At 71.7% G+C, this 23,769-nt stretch carries 26 protein-coding genes, 1 tRNA gene and 1 riboswitch; of the genes, 9 read left to right on the forward strand and 18 right to left on the reverse strand.

What is annotated here, in order from left to right:
* Nucleotides 1-2 precede the first annotated feature (2 nt).
* Together Q3W68_RS07880 and Q3W68_RS07885 are read right to left on the reverse strand one after the other, a co-directional pair.
* On the reverse strand, nucleotides 3-1,130 hold the full coding sequence (locus Q3W68_RS07880) for a PP2C family protein-serine/threonine phosphatase (protein WP_302904789.1): 1,128 nt from the start codon (nucleotides 1,128-1,130) through the stop codon (nucleotides 3-5).
* Nucleotides 1,131-1,198: 68 nt separating this feature from the next.
* Nucleotides 1,199-1,831, reverse strand: coding sequence for a septal ring lytic transglycosylase RlpA family protein (locus Q3W68_RS07885; RefSeq protein ID WP_302904790.1), 633 nt, complete (start codon nucleotides 1,829-1,831; stop codon nucleotides 1,199-1,201).
* A gap of 160 nt (nucleotides 1,832-1,991) precedes the next feature.
* Here Q3W68_RS07885 and Q3W68_RS07890 point away from each other — a divergent pair, with 160 nt between their 5' ends.
* Together Q3W68_RS07890 and Q3W68_RS07895 are read left to right on the forward strand one after the other, a co-directional pair.
* Nucleotides 1,992-2,540 (forward strand): phosphoribosyltransferase family protein, encoded by a 549-nt coding sequence (locus Q3W68_RS07890; protein ID WP_302904791.1) that lies wholly within the window; start codon nucleotides 1,992-1,994, stop codon nucleotides 2,538-2,540.
* A gap of 53 nt (nucleotides 2,541-2,593) precedes the next feature.
* Complete coding sequence (locus Q3W68_RS07895) at nucleotides 2,594-3,007, forward strand: ASCH domain-containing protein (RefSeq protein ID WP_302904792.1); 414 nt, start codon at nucleotides 2,594-2,596, stop codon at nucleotides 3,005-3,007.
* A gap of 17 nt (nucleotides 3,008-3,024) precedes the next feature.
* On the opposite strand, the gene Q3W68_RS07900 is transcribed toward Q3W68_RS07895, so the two are convergent.
* The 4 genes from Q3W68_RS07900 to Q3W68_RS07915 all read right to left on the reverse strand — a co-directional run bounded on the left by Q3W68_RS07900 (nucleotide 3,025) and on the right by Q3W68_RS07915 (nucleotide 6,579).
* Nucleotides 3,025-3,906 carry an LLM class flavin-dependent oxidoreductase gene (locus Q3W68_RS07900; protein ID WP_302904794.1) on the reverse strand — a complete coding sequence of 294 codons (882 nt, stop codon included), beginning with the start codon at nucleotides 3,904-3,906 and terminating at the stop codon, nucleotides 3,025-3,027.
* A gap of 50 nt (nucleotides 3,907-3,956) precedes the next feature.
* On the reverse strand, nucleotides 3,957-5,009 hold the full coding sequence (locus Q3W68_RS07905; RefSeq protein WP_302904795.1) for a MerR family transcriptional regulator: 1,053 nt from the start codon (nucleotides 5,007-5,009) through the stop codon (nucleotides 3,957-3,959).
* Between the two features lie 77 nt (nucleotides 5,010-5,086).
* Nucleotides 5,087-5,653: an NUDIX hydrolase gene (locus Q3W68_RS07910; RefSeq protein WP_302904797.1), complete on the reverse strand. Its 567-nt coding sequence runs from the start codon at nucleotides 5,651-5,653 to the stop codon at nucleotides 5,087-5,089.
* A gap of 32 nt (nucleotides 5,654-5,685) precedes the next feature.
* The gene (locus Q3W68_RS07915) at nucleotides 5,686-6,579 is read right to left on the reverse strand and encodes a LysR family transcriptional regulator (RefSeq protein WP_302904798.1); all 894 of its coding nucleotides are present in this window, start codon (nucleotides 6,577-6,579) and stop codon (nucleotides 5,686-5,688) included.
* An 88-nt stretch (nucleotides 6,580-6,667) separates the two neighbouring features.
* On the opposite strand from Q3W68_RS07915, the gene Q3W68_RS07920 reads away from it, so the two are divergent.
* Together Q3W68_RS07920 and Q3W68_RS07925 are read left to right on the forward strand one after the other, a co-directional pair.
* Nucleotides 6,668-7,060, forward strand: coding sequence for a VOC family protein (locus Q3W68_RS07920; RefSeq protein ID WP_302904799.1), 393 nt, complete (start codon nucleotides 6,668-6,670; stop codon nucleotides 7,058-7,060).
* Nucleotides 7,061-7,069: 9 nt separating this feature from the next.
* Nucleotides 7,070-7,591, forward strand: a complete 522-nt coding sequence (locus tag Q3W68_RS07925; RefSeq protein ID WP_302904800.1) for a GNAT family N-acetyltransferase — start codon at nucleotides 7,070-7,072, stop codon at nucleotides 7,589-7,591.
* On the opposite strand, the gene Q3W68_RS07930 is transcribed toward Q3W68_RS07925, so the two are convergent.
* The gene (locus Q3W68_RS07930; RefSeq protein ID WP_302904801.1) at nucleotides 7,570-8,181 is read right to left on the reverse strand and encodes a dihydrofolate reductase family protein; all 612 of its coding nucleotides are present in this window, start codon (nucleotides 8,179-8,181) and stop codon (nucleotides 7,570-7,572) included. The two genes, Q3W68_RS07925 and Q3W68_RS07930, sit on opposite strands and share 22 nt — an antisense overlap.
* Nucleotides 8,182-8,340: 159 nt before the next feature.
* Here Q3W68_RS07930 and Q3W68_RS07935 point away from each other — a divergent pair, with 159 nt between their 5' ends.
* Nucleotides 8,341-9,117: a hypothetical protein gene (locus tag Q3W68_RS07935; RefSeq protein WP_302904802.1), complete on the forward strand. Its 777-nt coding sequence runs from the start codon at nucleotides 8,341-8,343 to the stop codon at nucleotides 9,115-9,117.
* Between the two features lie 50 nt (nucleotides 9,118-9,167).
* On the opposite strand, the gene Q3W68_RS07940 is transcribed toward Q3W68_RS07935, so the two are convergent.
* From Q3W68_RS07940 to Q3W68_RS07965, 6 genes are all read right to left on the reverse strand, one after another.
* Nucleotides 9,168-9,584, reverse strand: a complete 417-nt coding sequence (locus Q3W68_RS07940) for a CPCC family cysteine-rich protein (RefSeq protein WP_302904803.1) — start codon at nucleotides 9,582-9,584, stop codon at nucleotides 9,168-9,170.
* Between the two features lie 69 nt (nucleotides 9,585-9,653).
* The gene (locus Q3W68_RS07945) at nucleotides 9,654-10,631 is read right to left on the reverse strand and encodes an alpha/beta hydrolase (RefSeq protein ID WP_302904804.1); all 978 of its coding nucleotides are present in this window, start codon (nucleotides 10,629-10,631) and stop codon (nucleotides 9,654-9,656) included.
* Nucleotides 10,632-10,730: 99 nt separating this feature from the next.
* On the reverse strand, nucleotides 10,731-11,576 hold the full coding sequence (locus Q3W68_RS07950; RefSeq protein WP_302904805.1) for a helix-turn-helix domain-containing protein: 846 nt from the start codon (nucleotides 11,574-11,576) through the stop codon (nucleotides 10,731-10,733).
* Nucleotides 11,577-11,689: 113 nt separating this feature from the next.
* Nucleotides 11,690-12,121, reverse strand: a complete 432-nt coding sequence (locus Q3W68_RS07955) for a hypothetical protein (protein WP_302904806.1) — start codon at nucleotides 12,119-12,121, stop codon at nucleotides 11,690-11,692.
* 648 nt (nucleotides 12,122-12,769) lie between these two features.
* Entirely contained in the window at nucleotides 12,770-13,090 is a 321-nt protein-coding gene (locus Q3W68_RS07960; RefSeq protein WP_302904807.1) for a hypothetical protein, read from the reverse strand.
* Nucleotides 13,091-13,272: 182 nt separating this feature from the next.
* A tRNA-Gly gene (locus Q3W68_RS07965) sits at nucleotides 13,273-13,346 on the reverse strand.
* A 268-nt stretch (nucleotides 13,347-13,614) separates the two neighbouring features.
* Here Q3W68_RS07965 and Q3W68_RS07970 point away from each other — a divergent pair.
* Nucleotides 13,615-14,607 carry a zinc metalloprotease gene (locus tag Q3W68_RS07970; RefSeq protein ID WP_302904808.1) on the forward strand — a complete coding sequence of 331 codons (993 nt, stop codon included), beginning with the start codon at nucleotides 13,615-13,617 and terminating at the stop codon, nucleotides 14,605-14,607.
* 69 nt (nucleotides 14,608-14,676) lie between these two features.
* Here Q3W68_RS07970 and Q3W68_RS07975 read toward each other — a convergent pair whose 3' ends face one another.
* On the reverse strand, nucleotides 14,677-15,222 hold the full coding sequence (locus tag Q3W68_RS07975) for a pyridoxamine 5'-phosphate oxidase family protein (RefSeq protein WP_302904809.1): 546 nt from the start codon (nucleotides 15,220-15,222) through the stop codon (nucleotides 14,677-14,679).
* 78 nt (nucleotides 15,223-15,300) lie between these two features.
* On the opposite strand from Q3W68_RS07975, the gene dcd reads away from it, so the two are divergent.
* Nucleotides 15,301-15,879, forward strand: a complete 579-nt coding sequence (gene dcd / locus Q3W68_RS07980) for a dCTP deaminase (RefSeq protein WP_073826900.1) — start codon at nucleotides 15,301-15,303, stop codon at nucleotides 15,877-15,879.
* 64 nt (nucleotides 15,880-15,943) lie between these two features.
* On the opposite strand, the gene Q3W68_RS07985 is transcribed toward dcd, so the two are convergent.
* Nucleotides 15,944-16,975 (reverse strand): NlpC/P60 family protein, encoded by a 1,032-nt coding sequence (locus tag Q3W68_RS07985; RefSeq protein ID WP_302904810.1) that lies wholly within the window; start codon nucleotides 16,973-16,975, stop codon nucleotides 15,944-15,946.
* Between the two features lie 13 nt (nucleotides 16,976-16,988).
* Nucleotides 16,989-17,123: riboswitch (cyclic di-AMP (ydaO/yuaA leader) on the reverse strand.
* A 238-nt stretch (nucleotides 17,124-17,361) separates the two neighbouring features.
* Here Q3W68_RS07985 and Q3W68_RS07990 point away from each other — a divergent pair.
* Complete coding sequence (locus Q3W68_RS07990; protein WP_302904811.1) at nucleotides 17,362-19,395, forward strand: N-acetylmuramoyl-L-alanine amidase; 2,034 nt, start codon at nucleotides 17,362-17,364, stop codon at nucleotides 19,393-19,395.
* Nucleotides 19,396-19,466: 71 nt separating this feature from the next.
* On the opposite strand, the gene Q3W68_RS07995 is transcribed toward Q3W68_RS07990, so the two are convergent.
* The 3 genes from Q3W68_RS07995 to Q3W68_RS08005 form a co-directional block, all read right to left on the reverse strand.
* On the reverse strand, nucleotides 19,467-20,477 hold the full coding sequence (locus tag Q3W68_RS07995; RefSeq protein ID WP_302904812.1) for a C40 family peptidase: 1,011 nt from the start codon (nucleotides 20,475-20,477) through the stop codon (nucleotides 19,467-19,469).
* 170 nt (nucleotides 20,478-20,647) lie between these two features.
* Nucleotides 20,648-21,652 carry a hemolysin family protein gene (locus tag Q3W68_RS08000; RefSeq protein ID WP_302904813.1) on the reverse strand — a complete coding sequence of 335 codons (1,005 nt, stop codon included), beginning with the start codon at nucleotides 21,650-21,652 and terminating at the stop codon, nucleotides 20,648-20,650.
* A complete protein-coding gene (locus Q3W68_RS08005) occupies nucleotides 21,645-22,952 on the reverse strand; it encodes a hemolysin family protein (RefSeq protein ID WP_302904814.1) in 1,308 nt (435 codons plus the stop codon). Before Q3W68_RS08005 ends, Q3W68_RS08000 begins: the two co-directional genes overlap by 8 nt.
* An 82-nt stretch (nucleotides 22,953-23,034) precedes the next feature.
* On the opposite strand from Q3W68_RS08005, the gene Q3W68_RS08010 reads away from it, so the two are divergent.
* Nucleotides 23,035-23,712, forward strand: coding sequence for a GPP34 family phosphoprotein (locus Q3W68_RS08010; RefSeq protein WP_302904815.1), 678 nt, complete (start codon nucleotides 23,035-23,037; stop codon nucleotides 23,710-23,712).
* Nucleotides 23,713-23,769 lie beyond the last annotated feature (57 nt).

A 23,769-nucleotide genomic window follows, 5' to 3' on the forward strand; every position in this document is an offset into this window, starting at 1 on the left:
GTTCAGCCGTCGGCGGCGCCGACCTCCCAGCTCGGGACCGGGGCCGCGGTGGCACTGCTCGGGCCGACGTACTCCATCAGGACCAGCGCGATGTCGTCGTCGAGGCGGCCGTGCACCCACTCGACCAGTGCGGTCTCCAGCGACGCCAGCCCGTCGGCGACGGTGCCGTGGCCGAGCAGCCGCCAGGCGCGGTCGGCGGTGGGGAAGAACTCGCCGTCCCGGCGCGCCTCGCCCAGCCCGTCGGTGAACAACAGCAGCCGGTCACCCGGTTCCAGTCGCTCCACCCGGGGCCGGACCACCGGCATGAAGCCGAGCGGCGGCGCGGGCGCTGGCGGCTCCAGCGGGATCACCGCGCCCCGGCGCAGCAGCAACGGCGGCGGGTGCCCGCAGTTGACGATGGTGAGCGTGCCGCCGCGCTCCTCGACCAGGGCCGCGGTGACGAAGTCCTCGTCGCCGACGTTGCGGGCCACCGCACGGTCCAGGTCGGTCACCACCGCGCGCAGGTCGGCCCGCTCGTACGCGACGTGCCGGTAGGAGCCGAGCACGATGCTGGCCAGGCGGACCGCGTCCAGCCCCTTGCCCCGTACGTCACCGATGATCATGCGGACGCCGTACGGGGTGTCCATCACCTCGTACAGGTCGCCGCCGATCTCCGCAGTGGCGGTGGAGGAGATGTACCGGGCGGCCACCGCGAGCGTGCCGACCTGCGGGCCGAGCGGTCGCAGCACCGCCTGCTGGGCGACCGAGGCGAGCCGGGACAACTCCGCGATCCGGTCGGACTGACGCTGGCGGATCGCCGCCGTGGCAGCCGCTATCGCGGTGGCCGCCCCGACGGCCGTCACGTTGACCACCGTCACCAGCGGGCTGCCCCGTTCGGCGACGGCGAAGCCGACCCCGATGGCGGTGGCCAGGCCGCCGACCACGAGCACCACCCGCCAGGACGCCAGCGCCGCCGCGAGGAACGGCGCGACGACCATCAGCGCGAGGTAGTGCGCCGGGCGGCCGTCGGCCAGCTCCACCGCCACCACGATCGCGAGCAGCGCGAGGGCCGCGCCGAGGCCGGCGCGGGATCCGGGACTCAGCGGGCCTCGGCCCGGCTGGAAGGGTTGCGTGCGTACATCGGACAGCATGCCTGATGGACGTGAACGGGAGAATGAACCTGGCCCGTCGGTCGTGGAAGTTCTGCCCGAGTGGCCGGTCAGCCGAGCACCTCGTACCGGACGTTCACGTGGCCGAGACCCGTGGCGGCGATGGTCGCGAACGCGGCGCGGGACAGGTCCAGGCACCGGCCCTCGATGAACGGGCCACGGTCGTTGATGCGCACCACCACGGACTTGCCGTTGTCCGGGTTGGTCACCCGGACCTTCGTGTTGAACGGCAGCGTCTTGTGCGCCGCGGTGAGCGCGTCCGGGTTGAACGTCTCGCCGTTCGCCGTCATCTGGCCCTCGGCGTAGAAGGACGCGCCGCATGAGCCGCTGTCCACGACCTTCGGGCTGCTCGTCTTCTTCGCCGTCGCCGACGGGGAGGCGGTCCGGGCCTTGCTCCGGGAGGCCGCCTGGGTGCGGCTCGCCTTCGGGCTCGCTGTGGCCTTCGGCGACGGGCTGAGGCTCGCGCTCGGCGAGGCCGACGCGCTCGGCGAGGGGGCGGCCGACGTGGGGGCGGGCGTGCTGGGCAGCGTCTCGACCGCGACCGGCGCGGCGGGCGGCTCGGCGGAGGTGAGCCGCACGGCGCCGACGGTACCGCCGACCGCGAGCGCCACGCCGACCGCCGCGGTCGCGGCGATGGCGGCGGGCGAGGAGAACTTGCGGGTACCAAGGTGCCTAGCAGCCACCGGCCCGGTCCTTTCGTCTACTGAACAAACCGGCCCGGACCGTAACGAGAGAAGCACTTCCGAAGTCAACGTGATCATGGTGCTATGCCCGCATTTACGCTGGTACGTGTAGCCGATCACGCCACCGTCGATCGGCCGAACGGCCCACCGATCCGCCAGGATGGAAACCGTGCTGAGTCGTCGCCTGGTCGAGCTGTTCCGGTGGATCGACCCCGGCCCGGGCAGCACCCACCTGGTCAGCGACATCTCCGGCTGGTGGCGCGAACCCGACGTGCTGGCCCAGGTCGGTCCGGCCCTGGCCGGGTTGTTCCCCGAGAGTCGCCCGACCGTCGTGATCGCCCCCGAGGTGACCGGGCTGCTGCTCGGCCCGCTCGTCGCGGTCGCCGCCGGAGCCGGTTTCCTGCCCGCGTACAAGGACGGTGGCGAGCGGCGCCGGGTCGGACCGACGCGCTGGGCGCAGACACCCCCCGACTACCGGGGACGGCAACTGCGGGTCGGCGTGGACGGCCGGCGGCTGCACCCCGGCGACCGGGTGCTGCTGGTCGACGACTGGGTCGACACCGGCGCGCAACTGGACGCGCTGGGCCGAGTCGTCCGGGACGCCGGGGCCGACCTGATCGGCGCCGCCGCGCTCGTCGCGACCTGCCCGCCCGAGGTCGCCGAGCGGCTGAGGCTGCGCACCCTGCTCACCGGCGACCAGCTGCCGTGAGACGCCGGCAAACCGGATGAGCGACGGCGGTACGGTGCCGTAGCGTCGGCAGCATGTGGCCCCGCATCGGTGGATTGCGCGCACTCGCCCTCGGCACGCCCGGCGAGCTGCGCACCCGGCTCAACACCCTCGTGCTCTCCGGCGTGAAGACCGCCACCGCCGGCCTGGTTCAGGAGTACGACGACGAGAACGAGGAACTGGAGTACGCCGGCGAGCGACTGGCCCTGGTCGACGACGACGACGCGCTCGTCGGCGTCGTGGAGGTCACCGGTGTCGAGGTGGTGCGCTTCGCCGACGTGCCGTGGGACTTCGCCCGCGCCGAGGGCGAGGGCGACCGGTCGATCGAGGAGTGGCGCGAGGGCCACGGCGCCTACTGGACGCGGCAGGGCACCCCGGTCACCGACGACACCCGGATCGTCTGCCTCCGGTTCCGGCTGGTCTCCACCGAGGGCAGCGTCGGCACGTAGCCCGGCAGCGTCGGCGCCTAGCCCGCCCGGCGCAGCTCGGGCAGCAGCGCCGCCGCCTCCACCAGCACCGCCTCGTCGCCGGCGTACCAGCTGCTGGCCCGGGGCCAGTGCGTCACCACGTCGGTGAAGCCCAGCCGGGCCGCCCGGGCCACCTGCTCGGCGAGGAAGTCGGCGCTGGTCAGCGAGAACACCGGCGCCGAGTCGAGCGACAGGTAGCGGTCCAGCGTCGCCGGGTCGCGGCCGGCCTGCTCCAGCGTGCGGTCCATCCGCTCGGACAGCTCCGCCACCGTGCCCCACCAGGTCTCGATGTCGTCGCCGCCGAGCCCGGTCGTGACCCAGCCCTGCCCGAACCGGGCGACCAGCCGCATCGAGCGGGGACCGTTCGCGGCCAGCACGAACGGCACCCGCGGCTGCTGGACGCACCCGGGGTTGTTGCGCGCGTCCACAGCGGTGAACCACGCGCCGCGCCAGGTCGTGCCGTCCTCCCGCAGGATCAGGTCGAGCAGCTCGGTGAACTCGGCGAACCGGTCCACGCGCTGCCGGGGCGGCAGCGTCTCGCCGCCGAGCACCGCGGAGTCGAAGCCGATGCCGCCCGCGCCCAGGCCGAGCAGCACCCGGCCGTCCGACACGTCGTCGAGCGCCGTCACCTGCCGGGCGAACGCCGCCGGGTGCCGGAAGTTCGGCGAGGCGACGAGCGTCCCCAGCTTCACCCGGGACGTCACGCCGGCCGCCGCGGTGAGCGTCGTCCACGAGTCGAACCACGGCCCGTCGACCAGGTCACGCCAGCCCAGGTGGTCGTAGGTCCAGGCGTGGTCGAAGCCCCACTCGTCCACCTGTGCCCACCGCCGACGCGCTTCCGACCAGCGCTGGTCGGGCAGGATCACGATGCCGATTCGCATGATCGCCAGGGTACGACCCGGGCCGGACAGGCCGGCCCGGGTCGTGGGGATCACGCCGCCAGGTCGGCGACCACGCAGGCGATGTTGTCCGGCGCGCCGGCCGCGTACGCCAGCTCGACCAGGCGCTCGACGGCGGTCTCCGGGTCGTCCGCCTCCGCCAGGGCGGCGTTCAGCGCGCCCGGCTCCACCACGGCGGAGAGACCGTCGGAGCAGAGCAGATAGCGGTCGCCGGGTAGCGCGGTCCGCAGCGCCAGGTCCGCCTCCACCTCCGCGCCCGCGCCGAGCGCCCGGGCCAGCAGCGCCCGCTGCGGATGCGTCCCCGCCTCGGCCGGGGTGAGCCGCCCCTGGTCGACGAGCGTCTGCACGTACGTGTGGTCCTGGGTGAGCCGGGACAGCTCGCCGCCGCGCAGCAGGTACGCCCGGCTGTCCCCGACGTGCACCAGCGCGAGCCGGGTACCGCGCCGCACGAGCGCGGTGAGCGTGGTGGCGGGCTGGTCGGTGCCGGTGGCGTGGGCGCGTACCGCCCGGTCGGCCCGGGTCACCGCCTCGGCCAGCGCGGCGAGCAGATCGGCCTGCGGCGCGTCCCCCTGCTCCAGCGGCCGCAGCGCGTCCACCGCCGCGGCACTCGCCGTCGACCCGGCCGGACCGCGTACGCCGTCGGCGACCGCGAGCAGTGCCGCGCTCGCGTACGCGGTGTCCTCGTTGGAGTCGCGGACAGTGCCGGTCTCGCAGCGCGTCGCGTACCGGAAGGTCGTCTCGGACATGGTGGTGCCCCTCTCGCTGAGCCTGTCGACGAGGAGCGCGACGGCCCGGCCGCGCGCCGCGGTGTCCGCGCTGACCCGCCGCCACCAGGCGTCGAGCGCCTCGGCGGCGGCAGCGGGCGGCAGGCCGCAGACGGTACGGATCTCGGCCAGCGGCATCCCGGCCCGGCGCAGCCCGGCGATCAGCCGTGCCCGTTCCGCCTGCTCCGGCGCGTAGTAGCGGTAACCCGAGTGCGGGTCCACCGCGGCCGGGGGCAGCAGCCCGCAGTCGTCGTAGATGCGCAACGCCTTGGCGCTCAGGCCGGTCGCGCGGGCGAACGCGCCGATGGTCAGCAGTCGCACCGTGTCCTCCCTCGCGCTCCTCGTGCCGGCCACCGCGGCCGGCACTGATCACGCTGGGCCTTGCCGCAGGGGACGGGTCAAGGCGTCGCCGCCACCAGCTTGACGAGCATCCGGCCCAGATGCGGCTCGATCGTGCCGGGCGGCGCCTCGGCCACCTCGGCGGGTGTCCACCAGCGGATGCCGGCGAACTCCACCGGATCGGGCGTGAACCGCTGGTCACGGTGGGCGGACAGCACGTACCAGAGGCTGACGTCGGTGTGCCGCTGCTCCGGCGGGCCGACCGTCTCGGTGACGGTGAGGAACGCCGGGCGTTCCCCGAACGGCGGCGCGAAGACCGCCGTCACGCCCAGTTCCTCCCGCAGTTCGCGGCGCACCGTGTCGGCCGGGTGCTCGCCCGGCTCGACGTGACCGCCGCTGGGCAGCCACATCCCGGCGAGACGGTGGTCGACAAGCAGCACCGCGCCGTCGGCCGGGTCGCGCAACAGGAAGTACGCGACCAGGTGGGGCGACGGCGTACGCGGCTTGGCCCGCCGGAAGATGTCCTCCGTGCCGGCCAGCCAGGCAAGCGCGGCCTCCCGATGCCGCGCCTCCTGCCCGTCACCCGGTGTCATCTCGTCGACCAGTGCCCGGATCTCGTCCCGCATCCCGCCGATGCTGCCAGCCGGGTACGACGGGGTCAGTCCGGCGGGAGCGGGTTGGCGTCGGCAGCCGCGCGGACGAACTCGCGTACCCGGGAAGTGGTGTTCCCGGCCGGCCACACCGGACCGCGACAGATCGGCGGCGCGTCGCGGATCGGCACGTACGCCACGTCCGGACGGGCGTAGAACCGGCGGGTCTGCTCGCCCACCGGCAGCACCCCGCGCCCCAGCGCGACGAGCGCCAGCATCTCGGAGAAGCTGCCGCCCACCGGGCCCTTCGGCACCGGGCGGCCCGCCGGGGTGCGGTCCGGCGTGCGGTCCTGCTTGAACGCGGTCGAGGTCACCGCCGGGTACTGCACCACCGGATGATCGCCGAGCACCTCCAGCGACACCGACTCCTCGGCCGCCAGCGGATGGCCTGCGGCCACCGCGAGCACCCGGCGTTCGCGCATCAGCACCGGGCCGTTCGCCATGCCGTCGAAGGGGTACGAGGCGATCAGCACGTCGATCGTGCCGTCCAGCAGGCTCGACCGGGTGCTGGCCAGCGGCGCCTCGTGCACGTGCACCTCGCAGTCCGGGTGGCGCTCGGTGAACAGCGCGACGGCGCGCAGCAGTACCGGCGCTGTCGACTCACCGACGTACGCCACCCGCAGCTCGCCGGTGAGCCCGCGCCCGGCGTCGACGGCCCGCTGGACCGCCGCCTCGATGCCGGTCACCAGCGGACGCATCTCCTCGGCCAGGCGAGCGCCGATCGGGGTGAGCCGGACGACCCGGCTGGTGCGCTCGAACAGCGGTGCGCCGATGCGGCGTTCCAGCTTGCGCACCACGTGGCTGACCCGGCCGGTGCTCACCCGCAGCCGCTCGGCGGTCCGCCCGAAGTGCAGTTCCTCGGCCAGGGTCAGGAACGTCTCGATCTCGTACCGCTCCAGCACCGGGGCACCTCCGTCGTTGCCTGCGGGTCAACGATCGTAGTCCGGTTCGGGCTTGGTCCGGATGGCGTGCCGGACCAGGGTGGAAGACATGCACAATCTCGTGACGGTGACCGGTTTCGACCACCTCGTGCTCGCGGTGGGCGACGTCGAACGCTCGCTCGACTTCTACTGCGGCACGCTCGGCCTGGCCCCGGTGCGGGTCGACAGGTGGCGGGCCGGTGAGGTGCCCTTCCCGTCCGTACGCGTCGACGCCGGCACCATCATCGACCTGGTGCGGGGCGAGCCGGGCGGATCCAACGTGGACCACTTCTGCTTGGTGGTCGAGCCGGTCGACTGGCAGCGGGTGGTCGACTCCGGGGTGTTCACCGTGCTGACCGGCCCGGTCCCGCGCTTCGGGGCGCGCGGCACCGCCACCTCGATCTACGTCAGCGACCCGGACGGCAACACAATCGAACTGCGCTGCTACCCGGCCGACGCCTAACCTGGTCCGATGCCGGAGCTGGAACGCCTCGCCGCCCACCACGCGCCCGCCGTGCTGCGGTTCGAGCGGGAGAACCGCGCGTACTTCGCCCGGTACGTCCCCGACCGGGGCGACGAGTTCTTCACCGGGTACGCCGCCCGGCACGCCGCCCTGCTGGACGAGCAGGAACGCGGCACCTGCCACTTCCACGTGCTGGTCGGCGACCACGGCACCGTGCTCGGGCGGTTCAACCTGGTCGACGTCGCAGACGGCAGCGCCGAGCTGGGCTACCGGGTGGCCGAACGCGCCGCCGGGCGCGGGCTCGCGAGTGAAGGCGTACGGCGCGTCTGCGAACTGGCCCGCACCGAGTACGGGTTGCGTCGGCTGGTCGCCTCGGCGGCCCTGGCGAACCCGGCGTCGCTGGCGGTGCTCCGGCGGGCCGGTTTCGTGCCGGACGGCTCGGTGTCCGACTGCACGGTGGAGCTGGACGGGGAGCCCGGCCTGCGGCACGTGCTCGACCTCCGTGCGCCCTACGCGGCCGCGTCTCCGTAGGCGGGGGCACCGGCCGGCTCGTACGTCAGTTGCAGCGTGCCGTGGGCGTGGGTGACCGACTCGGTGAGCCGCAGCGCGCTCGGCACCGTCCCCTCGCCGAACAGCCGCTTGCCGGTGCCGAGGAGCACCGGGTACACCCACAGGTTGAGCCGGTCGGCGAGGCCGAGGCGCAGCAGCGACTGCACCAGGTCCAGACTGCCGATCACGTGGACCTCGCCGTGGCGGTCCTTCATCTCGGTGACGCGCTCGGCCAGATCGCCGGTCAGGAGCGTCGAGTTCTCCCAGGCCAGCGGCTCAGTGAGCGTGCGGCTGGCCACGTACTTGGGCACGCCGTTGAGCAGCCGGGTGAAGGGGATGTCCGCGGACGCCTTGGGCCAGTAGCCGGCGAAGATGTCGTACGTCCTGCGGCCCAACAGCAGCGCGTCCATGCTGCTCGCCTGCTGGAACATCACCGCGCCGGACTGGTCGTCCAGTAGTGGCATCTGCCAGCCCCCGTGGCTGAAGCCGCCCTCGCGGTCCTCGTCGGGTTCGCCGGGAGCCTGCGCCACCCCGTCGAGGGTCAGGAACTCGGTCACGATCAACTTGCCCATGGGTCTGCTCCTCCGGTTTCCGATCCGTCAGCCGTCAGACCTCTCAACGACCGGCAACTCATCGCCGCCGGAATTGCCTGTGCCCGTGTCGCCTCCCACGTAAGATCATTCTCTTCGGCCGGCGTACGCCTTCCGGAGTCCTCGAAGGCGGATTTCGCCATGATCCCCGATCGGACTGAGACAAGCGTCCTCCTGGACGAGGCACTGGCGGGTGTGGCCGTCGCGTTCCAGGGCATGACGGCCCACGAGCAGGAGTCCAACTGCGAGTGCCACTGGGGCAGCGCGGAGGAACTGGCACTGCTGAAGACGCCGGACGTGCCGCTCGACGATGACCTGTTTCGTCGCACGTACTGGACGATGGACTGGCACTACCCCGGTCTGCTGCTGCGCCGGATCCTGCCCCAGGTGACCCAGCACCTCGTGGACGGCCGAATAGTGGCGATGGACGGGCTGGACAGTCTGGCGAACTTCTTCGCCGTCTCCCCCTGGCACGAGTGGCCGAGAGAGCAACAGGCCGCCCTACGGAGATTCCTGAACGTCTGGTGGGTGCACGTCCTGGTCGAGCCCGACGCGAAGGTGCCCGCCCACGCGGCCCTGTCGTTCCTCGCCGAGGCCACCACAAAGCTCACCCCTTGGCTGGCCGACTGGGCGGAGGCGCTGGCCGACGAGCCGGCCCGGCGGCACCTGGTCCAGGCCATGGATGAGTGGATGTACGACCTGCGGGGCGACTCGCTCCCGTGGTCGAGTTGGCACGACATCGACGCGTGGGCCCCCGCGCTGCAACTGTGGGTGATCCGACACGCGCCCACCGTCCTGCGCGAGTACGACGCGTCGGCCGAGCTGATCGAGGACATCCGCCGGTTCAGCCTGCCCGACGCGGCGCGGTACGACAAACCGCTCTCGCGATGGCGCGCCGGGCGCCCGTGGCCTGAGTGACGTCGAAAGCCCTGGCGGGACTCACGTCCCGGCCAGGGCCTTCACTGCGGTCACGCCCCTTGTCGCCCGCGCCGGTCAGCTCTCGAACGGCGATCGGCCCAAGTAGCGCTGTCCTCGATCAGCAGCCTCACCGCGCGAACATCCGGCACCACCAGGTGCCACAGAAGTTTCTTCGACTCCAACCAGCCCAGGCCGCGCTCGCGCATCAGAGCAATGGCTGCATCTACCGGCATCCCGTCAGCGAGCCGGCTCCGCATTTCTTCGAACTGCTCAGGCCAGTCCGATCGCAGCTCGCCACAGGCACCGAATCGCTCGAAGTTCTCCCGCGCCTCGGTCAGGGTCAGCCCGTTCGGCCCACTCAACTCGTCGGCGCTGAGGTCGTCTGTCCCGTCATCCTGCCAGAAACACACCAGGCAGATCCCGTGCATGCCACGCTCGTCGAGCGTGAGGCACTGCAGCACGGACACGCATACGGCCCACCCTCCGGCCCACGACGCACATATCTCGACGCTCACTCAGCCACGCCTTGAATCCTGTCAAACCGGACACAACCGGTCTGGGGGCACCGGATGAAGACGCCTGCGCAGGAAGGCGACCATCTCGCGGCGCGCCGGCCGGGCGGCCGGCACCAGACCGGGAGTGCTCAGGAAGGTGTGGGTGGCTCTCGGGTAGCAGGTCAGGCGGGCGTCGGTGCCGTCCTCGCGAAGTCGTTCGACGTAGCGGCTTCCGTGGTCGGCCAGCGGATCCAGTGCGGCGGTGATCACCAGTGTCGGCGGCAGTCCGCTGAGGTCGTCGAACATGAGGGGTGACACGCTGCGCGGGTCGAGCGTGGGCGGCAGGCTCACCTTGCGGGCCGCGCGCAGCCGGGACACCGACAGCGTGGGGTTATCGGCGTTCTCCGTGATCGAGGGGTACTCGGTCATGCTCTCCGTCCAGTCCGTGCCCGGGTAGATCAGCGCCTGTGCACGTAGCGGTGGGCCGTCCTTGCGGGCACGCAGGGCGATGAGTCCGGCGATCGTGCCACCGGCGCTCTCGCCCATGACCGCGACGGCTGCGGGATCGACGCCCCACTGGGCGGCATCTTCGACGAGCCGGACGACGGTGTCGTAGCCGTCGTCGATCGGCTGGGGTAGCGGGTGCTTCGGGGCGAGGCGGTATTCCACCGAGACGACCACCGCCGGGCACCGGACCGCGAGGTGGCTGTTGAGCCAGTCGTTCTGGGCAGCCGTCCCCGCGAAGAAGCCTCCGCCGTGGAACGAGACGACCAGAGGCAGCTTCCGGCCGGTGTCCTTCGGTCGGTGTACCCGCAGGGCCAGGCGTCGACCTGGAAGATCGATGGAGGCTGCCTCGATGCGTGCGCGGCGGTCCGGGAAGCCGGTGATGATCCGTGCGGCACGAGACGATGCCACACGGTTGGCCTTCTCGCGCGCGGCGATCACCTGATCGTCGGTCAGAGCCTCCCAGTCCAGGGTGTCCCTCAGGATCCGGGTGCCCAGTGGGGCCTTGCCTCTCATGGTGTCCTCCGGGATGCAGACGCTGTGGACTCACTGTCACAGCCGGTGCGTGCCGGTGGATTGAACGAATGTCAGGACGGACTCCCCCACGGTCCGGCGTCAGGGCCGGGCGGGCCAGGCGACGTCGTCGACGGCGAGGAACGGTGCGTTCGCCACGGTCGCGGGCGTCGCTCCGGTGAAGGTCATGACGTCTCGGTGGAGGTGCGACTGGTCGGCGTAACCGCTGTCCGCCGCCGCCGTTGCGGCGCTGTGGCCCGCGGCGAGGCGATGGGCCGCACGATCGAACCGGATGAGCTGGGCGGCGCGCTTGGGGGTGAGTCCGATCTGGGACCGGAATCGGGCCCACAGCCGTTTGCGGCTCCATCCGACCTCGGCCGCCAACCGCTCGACCCGCACCTGTCCCCCGCCGGCCACCATCCGCCTCCAGCAGTAGGCGACTTCCGCATCGACCGCGCGGCCCGCGTCGTGACGCCGGGCCAGCGCCACCTGGGCTGTCGCGAACCGGTCGTCCCAGGATCGGGCGGCGCGCAGGCGCTCCTGGATTCGCGCGGCGTCTCGCCCCCAGAGGTCGTCCAGGGCTGTCACGGTCCCGCTCAACTCCGATGCGGCACCCAGGACCGCGTGCGCGATCACAGGCGACAGCCGCACCTGAAGGCACGCGAAGCTTCCGGCCTGCCCTCGTCCTTGCGCGCCAGGGGGTGACGCGAGTCCGGCGGTGACGCAGCCTCGCTGTTGCCGTCCAGCACCGTCGTCGACGACGAGCGGCTGATCGCCGAGGTCGAAGATCACCATGACGGCGGGGTGCGGCACGACCTCGACCTCTACCGGGGCGTCAGCCCGATCGCTGAAACCCGCCATGGTGACCCCCGCCAACCGGCCCGGTCGTCGCGGAACCGCGATGTCCCAAGCGGGCGAACCGGAGCGCACCGGATCGGTGGGTCGCACATCACGATGGTACGTGTCGTCTCAACCGGCTCCGGAGATCCGCCTTGGCTAGGCGGCGTCCTGGGGCACGTGAGCGGCCCAGGCGGCGAGCTGATCAGCGCTACGCGCCCTCCCTAGCGGGCTCCGCCCGGCGCGAACACGGCATAGAAGTACCGGAGGCTGTCCTCCGGACCGTTCTCCAGTCGCTTGAAGGTCTTCGCGATCGGATTGCACCAGCGCTGCCCGCCGAGCTCGACCACCATGGGCCACCCGACGACGGCCAGTTCGTCTGCCGCCGTTGCCCGCCACCGTCCACCGGCATGCCGGGTCAGCACCTCGCCGACATAGCAACCGAAGCCGAAGAGAGTCTCCGCCACCTGTTCAGCCGCGAGGCCCTCGGCCCGAAAGCCGTCGAGGATGGCGTCAACGGATGCCAGGCTGTCCGGCGTGTAGTCCAGGTGCACACCGCTGACCTGGGCCGCTGACACCACGATGTCGCCAGCGAACCGCGCTGCGTTCTCCGGGACGGGCGCGTACTTCAAACGCAGTTGCACGGTCTTCTCCATTGATCAACAGGTGGGGATCGCGCGATCGTACCGACGACGGCCGACAAGCAACGGCCTCGCGCCCGGCTCGCAAGGCGGCGGACGAGCACGACGCCATGGCCTGTCCGACCTCGCGGGGTCAGCAGCCCTACCTCGTCCGCACGTCAGGTGCGAACCGGCGGCTCGCCGAATCTGCCACCACGGACGACGGAATCGCTCTCGACTTCCTGAACCGTCCAGACGTGACCGACGAAGTCGTCCACCGCGACACCACCGCGTCCGAGCAGCGTCCGGATCGCTGCCACTGCCTCTGCCGCCGCGACAACCGGTAGTTCACCTGGACCGCCCACGCCGGCCGCTCGCCGACAGCGCGCTCCAACTCCGCCACCATCTCGGGCTCCCAGTCGAGGTACAGGTCACGGTGTTCCTCCACCAGCCAGAGGAAGACCGAGCCCGGCGCGACCCACTGATCAGGCTGGGTCTCACCGAGGGAACCCAGAGTCGCCACACGTCCGCCCTGGACACGGCCGGGAAGACGAACGCGTCCTCACTCATGCGCCGAACCATAGGCGCCGGCTCCACGCCTGGCGTCCGACGACGCCTGGCTGGCCTGGCCTGGCCTGGCCTGGCCTGGCCTGGCCTGGCCTAACGGCACGCTAATGGCACGGGCTACCCGTCCTCGAACGGCTCGTCATGCCACCGGAAGCCGGCTTCGTCGCCCTCGACGCTGAGAAGAAACTCGGCCACCCGGTGGCCTTCCGGGTGGGTCATCGTGAGGGCGACCCGAATCTCGTCGTCGATCCGGATCATGGCCTCGTCGTCGTCCGCGTCGAGGGCGGCGTTCCGGGCGACGAAGAGCGGGCGCAGCGGCTCGAACGCAGGCAGCGGACGGAAGCGGCCGTACGTCCACGGGAAGTCGTGAGTCTGCTCATCGATCTCGCCGGCCAGCTCGCCCCGGTGGTACAGCCGCCACACCCTGCCCGCGTCCACCGCGACAGCGTAGGCGACGCTGAGCGGTCAGCTCCGGTGCGGTGTGGGTGACGTCGGAGGGCCGAGGCCAAGCCGGCCGCACTGCGGTGCCTTGATGGACCTCTACGCGCGCTACATGATCGATGGTCGTGGAACATCGAAGGCCCTGACCGGGACTGTCGTCCTGATCAGGGCCTTCACGCTGGAGCGGGTGACGGGAATCGAACCCGCACTGTCAGCTTGGGAAGCTGATGTTCTGCCATTGAACTACACCCGCAGGCGGTACCACTCTACCCGAAGGTCACCACCCCCGTGCAGCGAGGTGCGCGCGCCACTTCGGCGAGGTGGCGGCATCGGCGGCCGGTCGACCCCGCCATCTCCCCGAACTGGAGTGGATCAAGCACCCTCCGGAGCCGGCAGGCGCGAAGTTGCACGTCGGCAACATATGGGCGTTCTCAAATCTCTCGATGAGATGTAACGTCTGCCCCACGTTTCCGAACCGGCGTGACACACCCCCTGGCACGCCGTCAGAAAGAGGTGGGCCCATGGGACTCCGTCCCAACCTGCTGACCCGGCGTACCGCCGGTGTCGCGACGTCGACCCTCGCGCTGCTGCTCAGCACCGCCGCCGTCGGCGTCGTACCCGCTGCTTCGGCCTTCTCGGCCGCCCCGGCCGGCGTGTGCGCCGAGCCGGCCGACGCCCACGCCGACGAGCACGCGAACGCTCGCGTCGCGAAGGGTGGCAACGCCAAGCTCGACCCCAACCACCTGACCGCCAAGCAGGTCCGTGACCGCGAGGCCGACCTCGCCGCGGCGCAGCGCGAGCGGGCCAACTTCCGGACCGGCGCCGTCGCCCCGCTGGCCACCGTGACGATCCCGGTCGTCGTCCACGTCATCCAGGAGAACAGCACCCGGGCCGGTGGCAACATCACCGACTCGATGATCAACCAGCAGATCACCGTGCTGAACCAGGCGTACGCGGGCTCGACCGGCGGCGCCGCCACCGCCTTCGGGTTCCAGCTCACGAAGATCAACCGGGTGACGAACCCGTCGTGGTACCCGATCGTGCAGGGCTCCTCCGCCGAGCGCTCGATGAAGACCTCGCTGCGTGAGGGCGGCAAGAACACGCTGAACATCTACCTCGGAGAGCTGAGCGACAGCCTGCTGGGCTGGGCGACCTTCCCGAAGCGGACGCTGGACAAGATGGACGGCGTGGTCGTGCTCAACGAGTCGCTGCCCGGCGGCACCGCGACCAACTACAACCAGGGCGACACCGGCACCCACGAGGTCGGCCACTGGCTGAACCTCTACCACACCTTCCAGGGCGGCTGCTCCGGCTCGGGCGACAGCGTCTCCGACACCCCGGCCGAGGCGTCGCCGGCGTACCAGTGCCCGACCGGCCGGGACACCTGCTCGACCGCCGGCAAGGACCCGATCACCAACTTCATGGACTACACGTACGACTCCTGCATGTACCAGTTCACCGCCGGCCAGGCGAGCCGCATGCTCACCGCGTGGAACGCCTACCGCGCGGCCTGACCCTCGCACCACGTACCGGTGCCGGCCCTGTCCTCGGACGGGACCGGCACCGTTTCGTCTCGGGCCGGCTCAGGCGGCCGAGCGGCGGGTGTCGAAGCCGTGCCGGCCGCGCCGGGCCTCCGCGGCCACCGGCTCCCGCCGGGCCGGCTCGGCTCCGCGCGGGTCGAGCCAGACCCTCACCTGCGGCGGGGCGGCGCCGGGCTGGGCCACCGGGTCGCGCCGGGTCAGCATCGCCGCCTCGACCGTGAACTCGAACAGCCGCCAGTCGCCCTGCGGGGACGCGCGGGCGATCCGGGCCAGCCGGGTCACGGTGGCCGGGTCGGTCACCGGCCGGGCGCGGCCCGCGACGTACGCCTCGTCGTCGCTCTCCTCCGGCGGGAACGAGTGCAGCGCGTAGCGGCCGTCGCGTTCGAGGTCGCGGCGCTTCGGCGAGTCGATGACGAAGCACCAGAGGCCGTCGTCGGTGATCACCGGGGAGACGGGATGGACCCGAGGGCCGCCGTCGGCGCGGACCGTGGCGAGGTAGCCGAAGCCCGGCCCGTACTGCTGCATCAGGAGGCGGATCTCGTCGGCGAGGCGGGGCTCGTCGGCGGCGAATTCGGACCAGGAAGCCATGTGGACACTCTATCGAACACGTGTACGAAGATGTAGTGCGACACGCAGGTCACCCGTACCGGTCGCTATGGTGTTCCGATGCTGCTCTCCGACCGCGACCTGGTCTCCGAGATCAAGGCCGGCACGCTCGCGCTGGAGCCCTTCGAGCCCACGCTGGTGCAGCCGTCGAGCATCGACGTACGCCTGGACCGGCTGTTCCGGGTCTTCAACAACCACCTCTACACGCACATCGACCCGTCGGTCCAGCAGGACGACCTGACGTCGATGGTGGAGGTGCCCGAGGGGCAGCCGTTCGTGCTGCACCCGGGCGAGTTCGTACTCGCCTCCACGCTTGAGGTGATCTCGCTGGGCGACCAGCTCGCCGGCCGGCTGGAGGGCAAGTCGAGCCTGGGGCGGCTGGGTCTGCTGACCCACTCGACCGCCGGCTTCATCGACCCGGGCTTCTCCGGCCACGTCACGCTGGAGCTGTCGAACGTGGCGAACCTGCCGATCACGCTCTGGCCGGGCATGAAGATCGGCCAGCTCTGCATCTTCCGGCTCTCCTCGCCGGCCGAGCACCCGTACGGCTCGGCCGTCTACGGCTCGCGTTACCAGGGGCAGCGCGGCCCGACGCCGAGCCGGTCCTGGCAGAGCTGGCGCACCTGGCCGACACGCTGACGGCGCCCGCAGTTGTTAATAGGGGCCCCCTCCTCTACCTGAGGCGTTAAGAGGGGGCCCTTCCTTACACGCGGCCGTAGCTGTTGATGTCGCCGTCGTCGACCCGCTTCATGGTGATGGGCTTGCCGGACTGGGAGGCGTGCACCACCCAGCCGTCGCCCACGTACATCGCCACGTGGTGCAGGTCGCTGTAGTAGAAGACGAGGTCACCGGCGCGCAACTCGGCCCGGCTCACCCGCTTCGTCACGCCGTGCTGCTGGCGCGCGTTGTGCGGCAGCGAGACGCCGCCCTTGGCCCAGGCCGCCATGGTGAGGCCCGAGCAGTCGAAGTGGTCCGGCCCGGCAGCGCCCCAGACGTAGATCTTGCCGATCTGGGCGCAGGCGAACTTGACCGCCGCACCGGCCGGGCCGCCGGGGTAGCCGGCCGGGCACGGCGCCGGGCGCAGCGGGCCGCCGCCACCCTTGCCGTACACCTTGAGCCGCAGCTTCTCCAGCTTGGCGATCTCGGCGTCGATCTGCTTCTTCTTCGCCGCGAGCTGGGCCTCGGTACGGGCCAGCCCGGCGATCATCTCGTCCAGCGGCTTCTTCTTCGCCGCCAGTTCGTCGCGCAGCGCGGCGACGGAGCGCACCTGTTCGTGCTGGCGGTGCGCGAAGCGGTCGAGCAGTTCCAGGCCGTTCACCAGGTCACCGGGCGAGCGGCTGCCGAGCAGCGCGTTGACTGTGGAGAGGTTGTCGCCCTTGTAGGCGTCGGCGGCGAGGCCGCCGACCTGGCCGAGCGCGGCGTCCACCCGGGCCTGGAGGGGTGCGATCTGCCGGCCGAGCGCATCGGCCTGCTTGCGCCGCGCGGCGAGCTGCCCGCGTACGGCGTTCACCTGTTCGATGACCGGTTCGAGTTTGTTCCAGTCGCGGTCGATCTGGGCCTCGATCTCGGCGACCGAGGGTTCGGCGTGTGCCGCCGTGGCGCCGCCGGTCAGGACGACTGCGGTGCCGACGAGGGCGGCGAGGGCGGTGGTGAAGCGGGACCAGCGGGTGCGCGGCACAGCCGTGGACCGGTCGAGCGACCGGTTCGACGACGGCCGCGGGGCATGGAGTGCCACCGGGCGTCCGTACTCCTTCTTCCGTACCGCCTACCGGGTTAGCTGACGGATTCGGGCGGGAAGGGAGCCGCCCTACCGCATCGCTGCGGATTCACCCCAGGTACCTGGTTCCCCGGCTCGCCCGGAGGCGACTCGGCGGTGTCGGACCGTCACCGACCGGGTTGGACGGTGAGACGTGCGGCCGACGATTCACCAGAGTAGGGACCACCGTTATCGATCCGCAACTTCCAGCGCCGTGACACTCCGTACGTGATGCGGCGCCGCACCCCGCACGGAGGTGAAATTTTCTTTCAAGGCTGATTACCCACTGGAAAGGTATTGACCCTCACGGGTGTGCGGAGTGAGGGTGGAAACGCAGTGACCCCCATCCCTGTCCAGGAGGTTCGATGCACCTCTCCGCCCCGCCGTCGGGCAGACGGATACTGCTCGCCGCCGCCGTGGCGACAGCCACCGCGCTGGCGACGACCGGCCCGGTGACAGCCGCGCCGGACACGTCCGCGCCCGCGAGCGACCGGCAACAACAATACGCCGCCGCCGCGGCCGAGTACGGCGTGCCGCAGAACGTGCTGCTCGGCGTCTCCTATCTGGAGTCGCGCTGGGACACGCACACCGGGCAGCCCAGCACCAGCGGCGGCTACGGCCCGATGCACCTGACCGACGCCGCGCACATCCTCGCCATGCCGGGCAGCGCCCACGTCGACGAGGACGAGGACCCACGCGGCGACGACGCCCGCCCGCTCAAGCTCGACCCGGCCACGGCCGCCACGCCGCAGCGGGAGACCCCGCTGCCGCCCGCCTCGCTCCAGACGCTCGACGCGGCCGCCGCGCTGACCGGGCTCGACGCGGGGACGCTGCGGACCGACCCGGCCGCGAACATCCGCGGTGGCGCGGCGCTGCTGGCGTCGTACCAGAAGGCCCTGGGTGGGCCGGTCGGTGCCGGCACCGACCCGGCGGCCTGGTACGCCGCGGTGGCCCGGTACTCCGGCGCGGACACCTCCGACGCGGCGGCGGCCTTCGCCGACGAGGTGTACGACCAGCTCGGCCAGGGCGCCAGCCGGACCACCGACGACGGCCAGCGGGTCACGCTCGCCGCCACCGCCGCGCAGCCGGACCGTTCCCGCCTGGCCCGCCTCGGCCTGCGCAACGCCGAACGGCCGGACGGGCTGGAGTGCCCGGTCCGGCTGGCCTGCGAGTGGATCCCCGCGCCGTACGAGCAGCTCAGCGACGACCCGGGCGACTACGGCAACCACGACCTGGGCGACCGGCCGAAGCAGCAGAAGATCGAGTACATCGTCATCCACGACACCGAGGGCTACTTCGGCCCGAGCGTCGACCTGGTGAAGCGGGCCGACTACCTGGGCTGGCACTACACGCTGCGCTCGGTGGACGGCTACATCGCCCAGCACATCAAGACCAAGGACGTGGGCTGGCACGCCGGCAACTGGTACGTCAACGCGAAGTCCATCGGCCTGGAGCACGAGGGCTTCGCCGGTCAGGGCACCTGGTACACCGAGGCGATGTACCGCACCTCCGCCAAGCTGGTGCGCTACCTGGCGCTGAAGCTCGGCATCCCGATGGACCGCCAGCACATCATCGGCCACGACAACGTGCCCGGCATCACCGCCGCCAACGTGGGCGGCATGCACTGGGACCCGGGACCGTACTGGGACTGGTCGCACTACTTCGACCTGATGAAGGCGCCGTTCCGCGGCACCGGCACGCCCCGGACCGGCCTGGTCACCATCGACCCGGACTTCGCCACCAACCGGCCCGCGTTCACCGGCTGCAACCAGCAGCCGCCCGGCGTCCCGACGCCCCGGCCGCCGGCCGAGCCGTGCCCGTCGCGCGGTTCCTCGGCCGTGATCCTGCGGACCGCGCCGAGCCCGGACGCCCCGCTCGTCAACGACCTCGGGCTGCGCCCGGACGGCACGCCGGACACCATGTACATCTCCGACCACGGCGCCCGCGCCTCGGCCGGCCAGACGTACGCCCTCGCCGGCCGCCAGGGTGACTGGACGGCGATCTGGTACCTCGGCCAGAAGGCGTGGTTCCTCAACCCGGCCTCCGCGCCGACGGCCAAGTGGGCCACCGGCTTCGTCGTGACGCCGCGGCCCGGCAAGGCCACCATCCCGGTGTACGGGCGGGCCTACCCGGAGCAGGCCGCCTACCCGGACACCATCCCGTACCAGACCATCTCGCCGCTGCAGTACACGTTCGCCGCCGGCCAGCGGTACGCGGTCGGCGGGGTGCTGCCCGGCGAGTACTACCGGGCGGTCTCGTTCGACGGTTCCGCACCGGGTGACCGGACCGTGGTCCGCGGCGAGAACCGCTACGTGCAGGTCCAGTTCGGTCACCGGATCATGTTCGTGAACCTGGACGACGTGCTGATCCTGCCGTCCCCGGTCGGCGCGCCGCGCTGACCCGTCACCGCACACGAGAAGGCCCCCGGTCCGTGTGGACCGGGGGCCTTCCCGCTGTCAGGGGTTGCGGGTCAGCTGACCCGGACGAAGCCGGCGAGCGGCTGGGTGTTGATGCTCGACACCTGGACCGGTTTGCCGGTACGTGGCGCGTGCACCATCACCCCGTTGCCGAGATAGAGCCCGACATGATGCAGGTCGGAGCCGAAGAACACCAGGTCACCGGGGCGGGCCTCGGAGCGGGAGACCCTGCGGCCCTCGTTCCACTGGGCACCGGTGAAGTGGGTCAGCGAGATGCCCGCCGCCTTGTACGCGTACTGGGTGAGGCCGGAGCAGTCGAACGAGTTCGGGCCGGTTGCACCCCACACGTACGGGTCACCGACCTGGGCGCACGCCGTCTTGATCGCGGTCCGCGCGGCGCTGCTCACCACGCCGTCGATCTTGGGGCAGCCCGCCGGGCGGATCGAGGTCACCGGGAGCATGGCGGTCAGCCGCTTGATCTCCGAGTCGATCTGCTTCTTCTTCGCCGCGAGATCGTTCTGCTGCTTGATCTCCAGCGCGATCAGCGCGTCCAGCTTCTCCTTCTGCTTGTTGTACTGGTCGCGCACCTTGAGCACACCGGCGATCTGGCGGCGCTGGTCGTCGGCGATCCGGTCCAGCATGACCAGCTGCTCGGCCAGCGTGCCCGGCTTGGTGTTCACCAGCAGCGCGCCCAGCTCCTGCGACGGGCCCTGGATGTAGTACCGGGCCGCGATGTCGCCGACCTTGTTCATGGCGAGCGTGGAGGCCAGCTCCAGCGGCACCATCTTGTCCTTCAGCGCCTTGGACTTCTTCTGGTTGGCGCGAAGCTGCGAGCGGACCTTGTTGAACTGCTCGATGGTGGGTTCGAGCTGCTCCCACTGCTTGTCGATCTGCGCGTCGATCTCGTCCACCGACGGCGCCGCGTGCGCCGGGGCCGTCAGCATTCCGGCGCCGACCGCGGCGGCCGCGACCAGGGTGACCAGACGGCGTACCACCCGTTGGAACCCGGCCCGCCGGCCGGGTGGAGCGCTCGGGGCGTGACGTTGAGGGGGCGTGGTTGCCACCGGCACGGACTCCTTTGCAACCGACCGCCGGGCGCCTCGCGAGAGGGAAGGTCGAGGCAGACGACCCACAGCGGTCGGTGCCCCACATTAGGGAAGGCGTCCCATGGAATCAAGGCGACCGTTTGTTCAATCACGTATCCGCAATCGATTGCACACCAAGGGTATTCATTTCATCTCCCGACGATGGCTGTCAATACGTCGTCGAGCGTCACCACACCCATCGGCCGGCGTCCGTCGCTGACCAGCACCATGTGGCGGCGTTCGCGGCGCATCGCGAGCAGCAGATCGGCGAGCGTACGGTCCGGCGGCACCACCGCCAGCGGCCGGTAGACAGCGGCCGGCACCGGCGCCCGGCGGCTCGCCCCGGCGTACCCGAGCACGTCCTTGACGTGCACGAACCCGAGCACCCGGCGGGTGGACCGCTGCACCACCGGGAAGCGGGACCGGCCGGTACGGGTCGCCAGCACCTCCAGCGACGCCGGTGAGACGTCCTCGGCCACAGTCGTCACAGTGGACCAGGGTTGCAGCGCGTCCGCGGCGGTACGGCTGTGCAGGGCCAGCGCCCCGGTGATGCGGGCGTGCTCCTCGGCGTCCAGCAACCCCTCGGTACGCGCCTGGGAGACCAGCCCGGCCAGTTCCTCGGCCGTGAACACGGTCTTCACCGCGTCGGTCGCCTCCACCCGCCACCACCGCAGCACCTGCCGGGACGCCCACTTCATCGCCAGCAGCAGCGGCTTGGTGGCCAGGCAGAACGCCAGCATCGCCGGGCCGAGCCAGAGCGCCGAGGGCTCCGGGCCGGCCAGCGTGATGTTCTTCGGCACCATCTCGCCGACCACCGTGTGCAGGAACACCACCACCGCCAGCGCGATGACGAACGACACCGGGTGCACCGCCGAGGCGGGCAGCCCCACCGCGGCGAACGGCGACTCCAGCAGGTGCGCCAGCGCCGGCTCGGCGATCGCGCCGAGGCCCAGCGAGCAGACGGTGATGCCGAGCTGCGCCCCGGCGATCATCAGCGGGATCTGGTTCATCGCCGCCAGCGCCAGCCGGGCCCGCTTCGACGTCGCCGCCAGCGGCTCGATCACCGTACGGCGGGAGGCGATGAGCGCGAACTCGCTGCCCACGAAGAACGCGTTGCCGAGCAGCAACGCCACCGCGACGAGTAACTCAGGCACCGTCGTCGGGCTCCTCGGGGCGCACCACCCGCACCTGCTCGATCCGGTGCCGGTCGACCTCCACCACAGTGAACTCGTACCCGGCCTCGTCGACCGTCTCGCCCGGCACCGGGATGTGGCCGAGGCGGGCCATGAGGAACCCGCCGAGCGTCTCGTACGGCCCGTCGGGCAGCCGGAACCCGGTCTGCTCGACCAGCTCGTCGGCGCGCAGCACACCGTCGGTCAGGACGGTCCGCTCGCCGCCGGGCACTGTGAGCTCCACCGGCCCGAAGCCGTCCACCGCATCCGGGTCGAACTCGTCCGCGATCTCCCCGACCAGCTCCTCGACGAGATCCTCCACGGTCACCACGCCGTCGGTGCCGCCGTACTCGTCCACCACGATCGCCAGGTCCGCCCCGGCGGCCTTGAGCGCGGCCAGCACCCCGTTCAGGTTCAGGCTCTCCGGGACGTACACCGGTTCCCGGGCGACGGCGGCGACAGTGGTGGCGGCCCGGCGGGCCAGCGGCACACCCAGCGCGTCGGGCACTCCGGCGACGCCGGTGACCAGGTCGAGCGTCTCCTCGTACACCGGGAACCGGGTCCGGCCGGTCCGCCGGGACGCCTCCAGCAGCTCCGCCACAGTCGTGGTGGCGTGCAGCGCCGTGACGTCCACCCGGGGCGTCATCGCCTCGGCGGCCCGCTTGTCGCCGAAGCGGATGGTGCGGCGCAGCAGCATCGCGGTGTCCGGCGGCAGCGCGCCGGCCCGGGCCGAGATGGCGGCGAGCAGGCCCAGCTCCTCGGGGGACCGGGCGCTCGCCAGTTCCTCCTGCGGCTCCACGCCGAGGCGGCGCACCAGCCGGTTCGCGGACTCGTTGAGCAGCCGGATCAGCCAGCCGAAGGTGCGGGAGAAGGCCCGCATCGGCGCGGCGGTGGCCAGCGCCGCCGGCATCGGGCGGGCCAGCGCGAGGTTCTTCGGCACCAGCTCGCCGAACAGCATCGAGATGAGCGTGGCCAGGGCCAGCGCGAGCAGGCCGGAGAAGCGTTCCGCGCCGCCGAGCGGGTGCAGCAGCGGCGCGAAGATCCGGGCCAGGGCGGGCTCGGCCAGGTAGCCGGTGAGCAACGCGGTGAGCGTGATGCCGAGCTGCGCCCCGGAGAGCTGGAAGGACAGCTCGCGCAGCGCGCGGCGGACCGTGGCGGCCCGGCCGTCCCCCTCGTCGGCCCGCCTGTCGATCTCCGCCCGGTCGACCGTGACCAGGGCGAACTCGGCCGCGACGAAGAACGCGTTGCCGGCGGTCAGCAGCACGAAACCGACCAGTGGCAACAGCGTCAGAAGCAGAAGGCCGTCGATGCGCGTGATTGTGGCACGCGCGCGCCGATGGCGGGCCCCCCGTAGCGTGGTGCGCATGGACGGTCTGCTGCTCACCGACGAACTGGTCCTGCTCGCGTACGACGACGACGGCACCAACCGGCTCGGCAGTCCGCACCTCGGCTACGGCCTCGCCGGGGCAGTGCTGCTGGAACTGGCCCTGGCCGGGCGGGTGGAGGTGGCGGACAAGCGGCTCGTGGTCACCGATCCGGCGCCGACCGGCGTACCGCTGCTCGACGAGGCGCTGGCGACTGTGGGAGCCGGCCGCCCGCGCAAGCCGAAGGACTGGATCGGCAAGCTCGCCAAGGGCCTGCCGGACCGGGTGCTCGGCGGGCTCGTCGACGCCGGGGTGCTGCGCCGGGAGTCCGACCGGGTGCTGCTGGTCTTCCCGCGTACCCGCTATCCCTCGCCGACCGGCGCGGAGCCGGCGGTGGAGACGGCGGCCCGGGAGCGGATGGCGACGGCGCTCACCACCGACGGCCCGGTCGTCGCCCGGACCGCCGCGCTGCTCACGCTGACCCGCGCGGTCGGCCTGGACCGCAAGATCTTCCGCGAGCTGCCGAAGGAGCGGGTGAAGGCCCGCATCGACGAGATCGCCGCCGGCGACTGGGCGTCCGCCGCCGCCAAGAAGGCGATCGAGGAGATGCAGGCCGCGCTGCTGGTCGCGATGACGGCCGGGACGAGCGCCGCCATCATGACCACCACGACCAGCTGAACGCGACGGCGGCGGCACCGCTCAGGTGCCGCCGCCGTCGTGGTCCGGCTCCTGCCG

The sequence above is a fragment of the Micromonospora sp. C28ISP2-4 genome, assembly GCF_030519385.1.
GTDB lineage: Bacteria > Actinomycetota > Actinomycetes > Mycobacteriales > Micromonosporaceae > Micromonospora > Micromonospora tulbaghiae.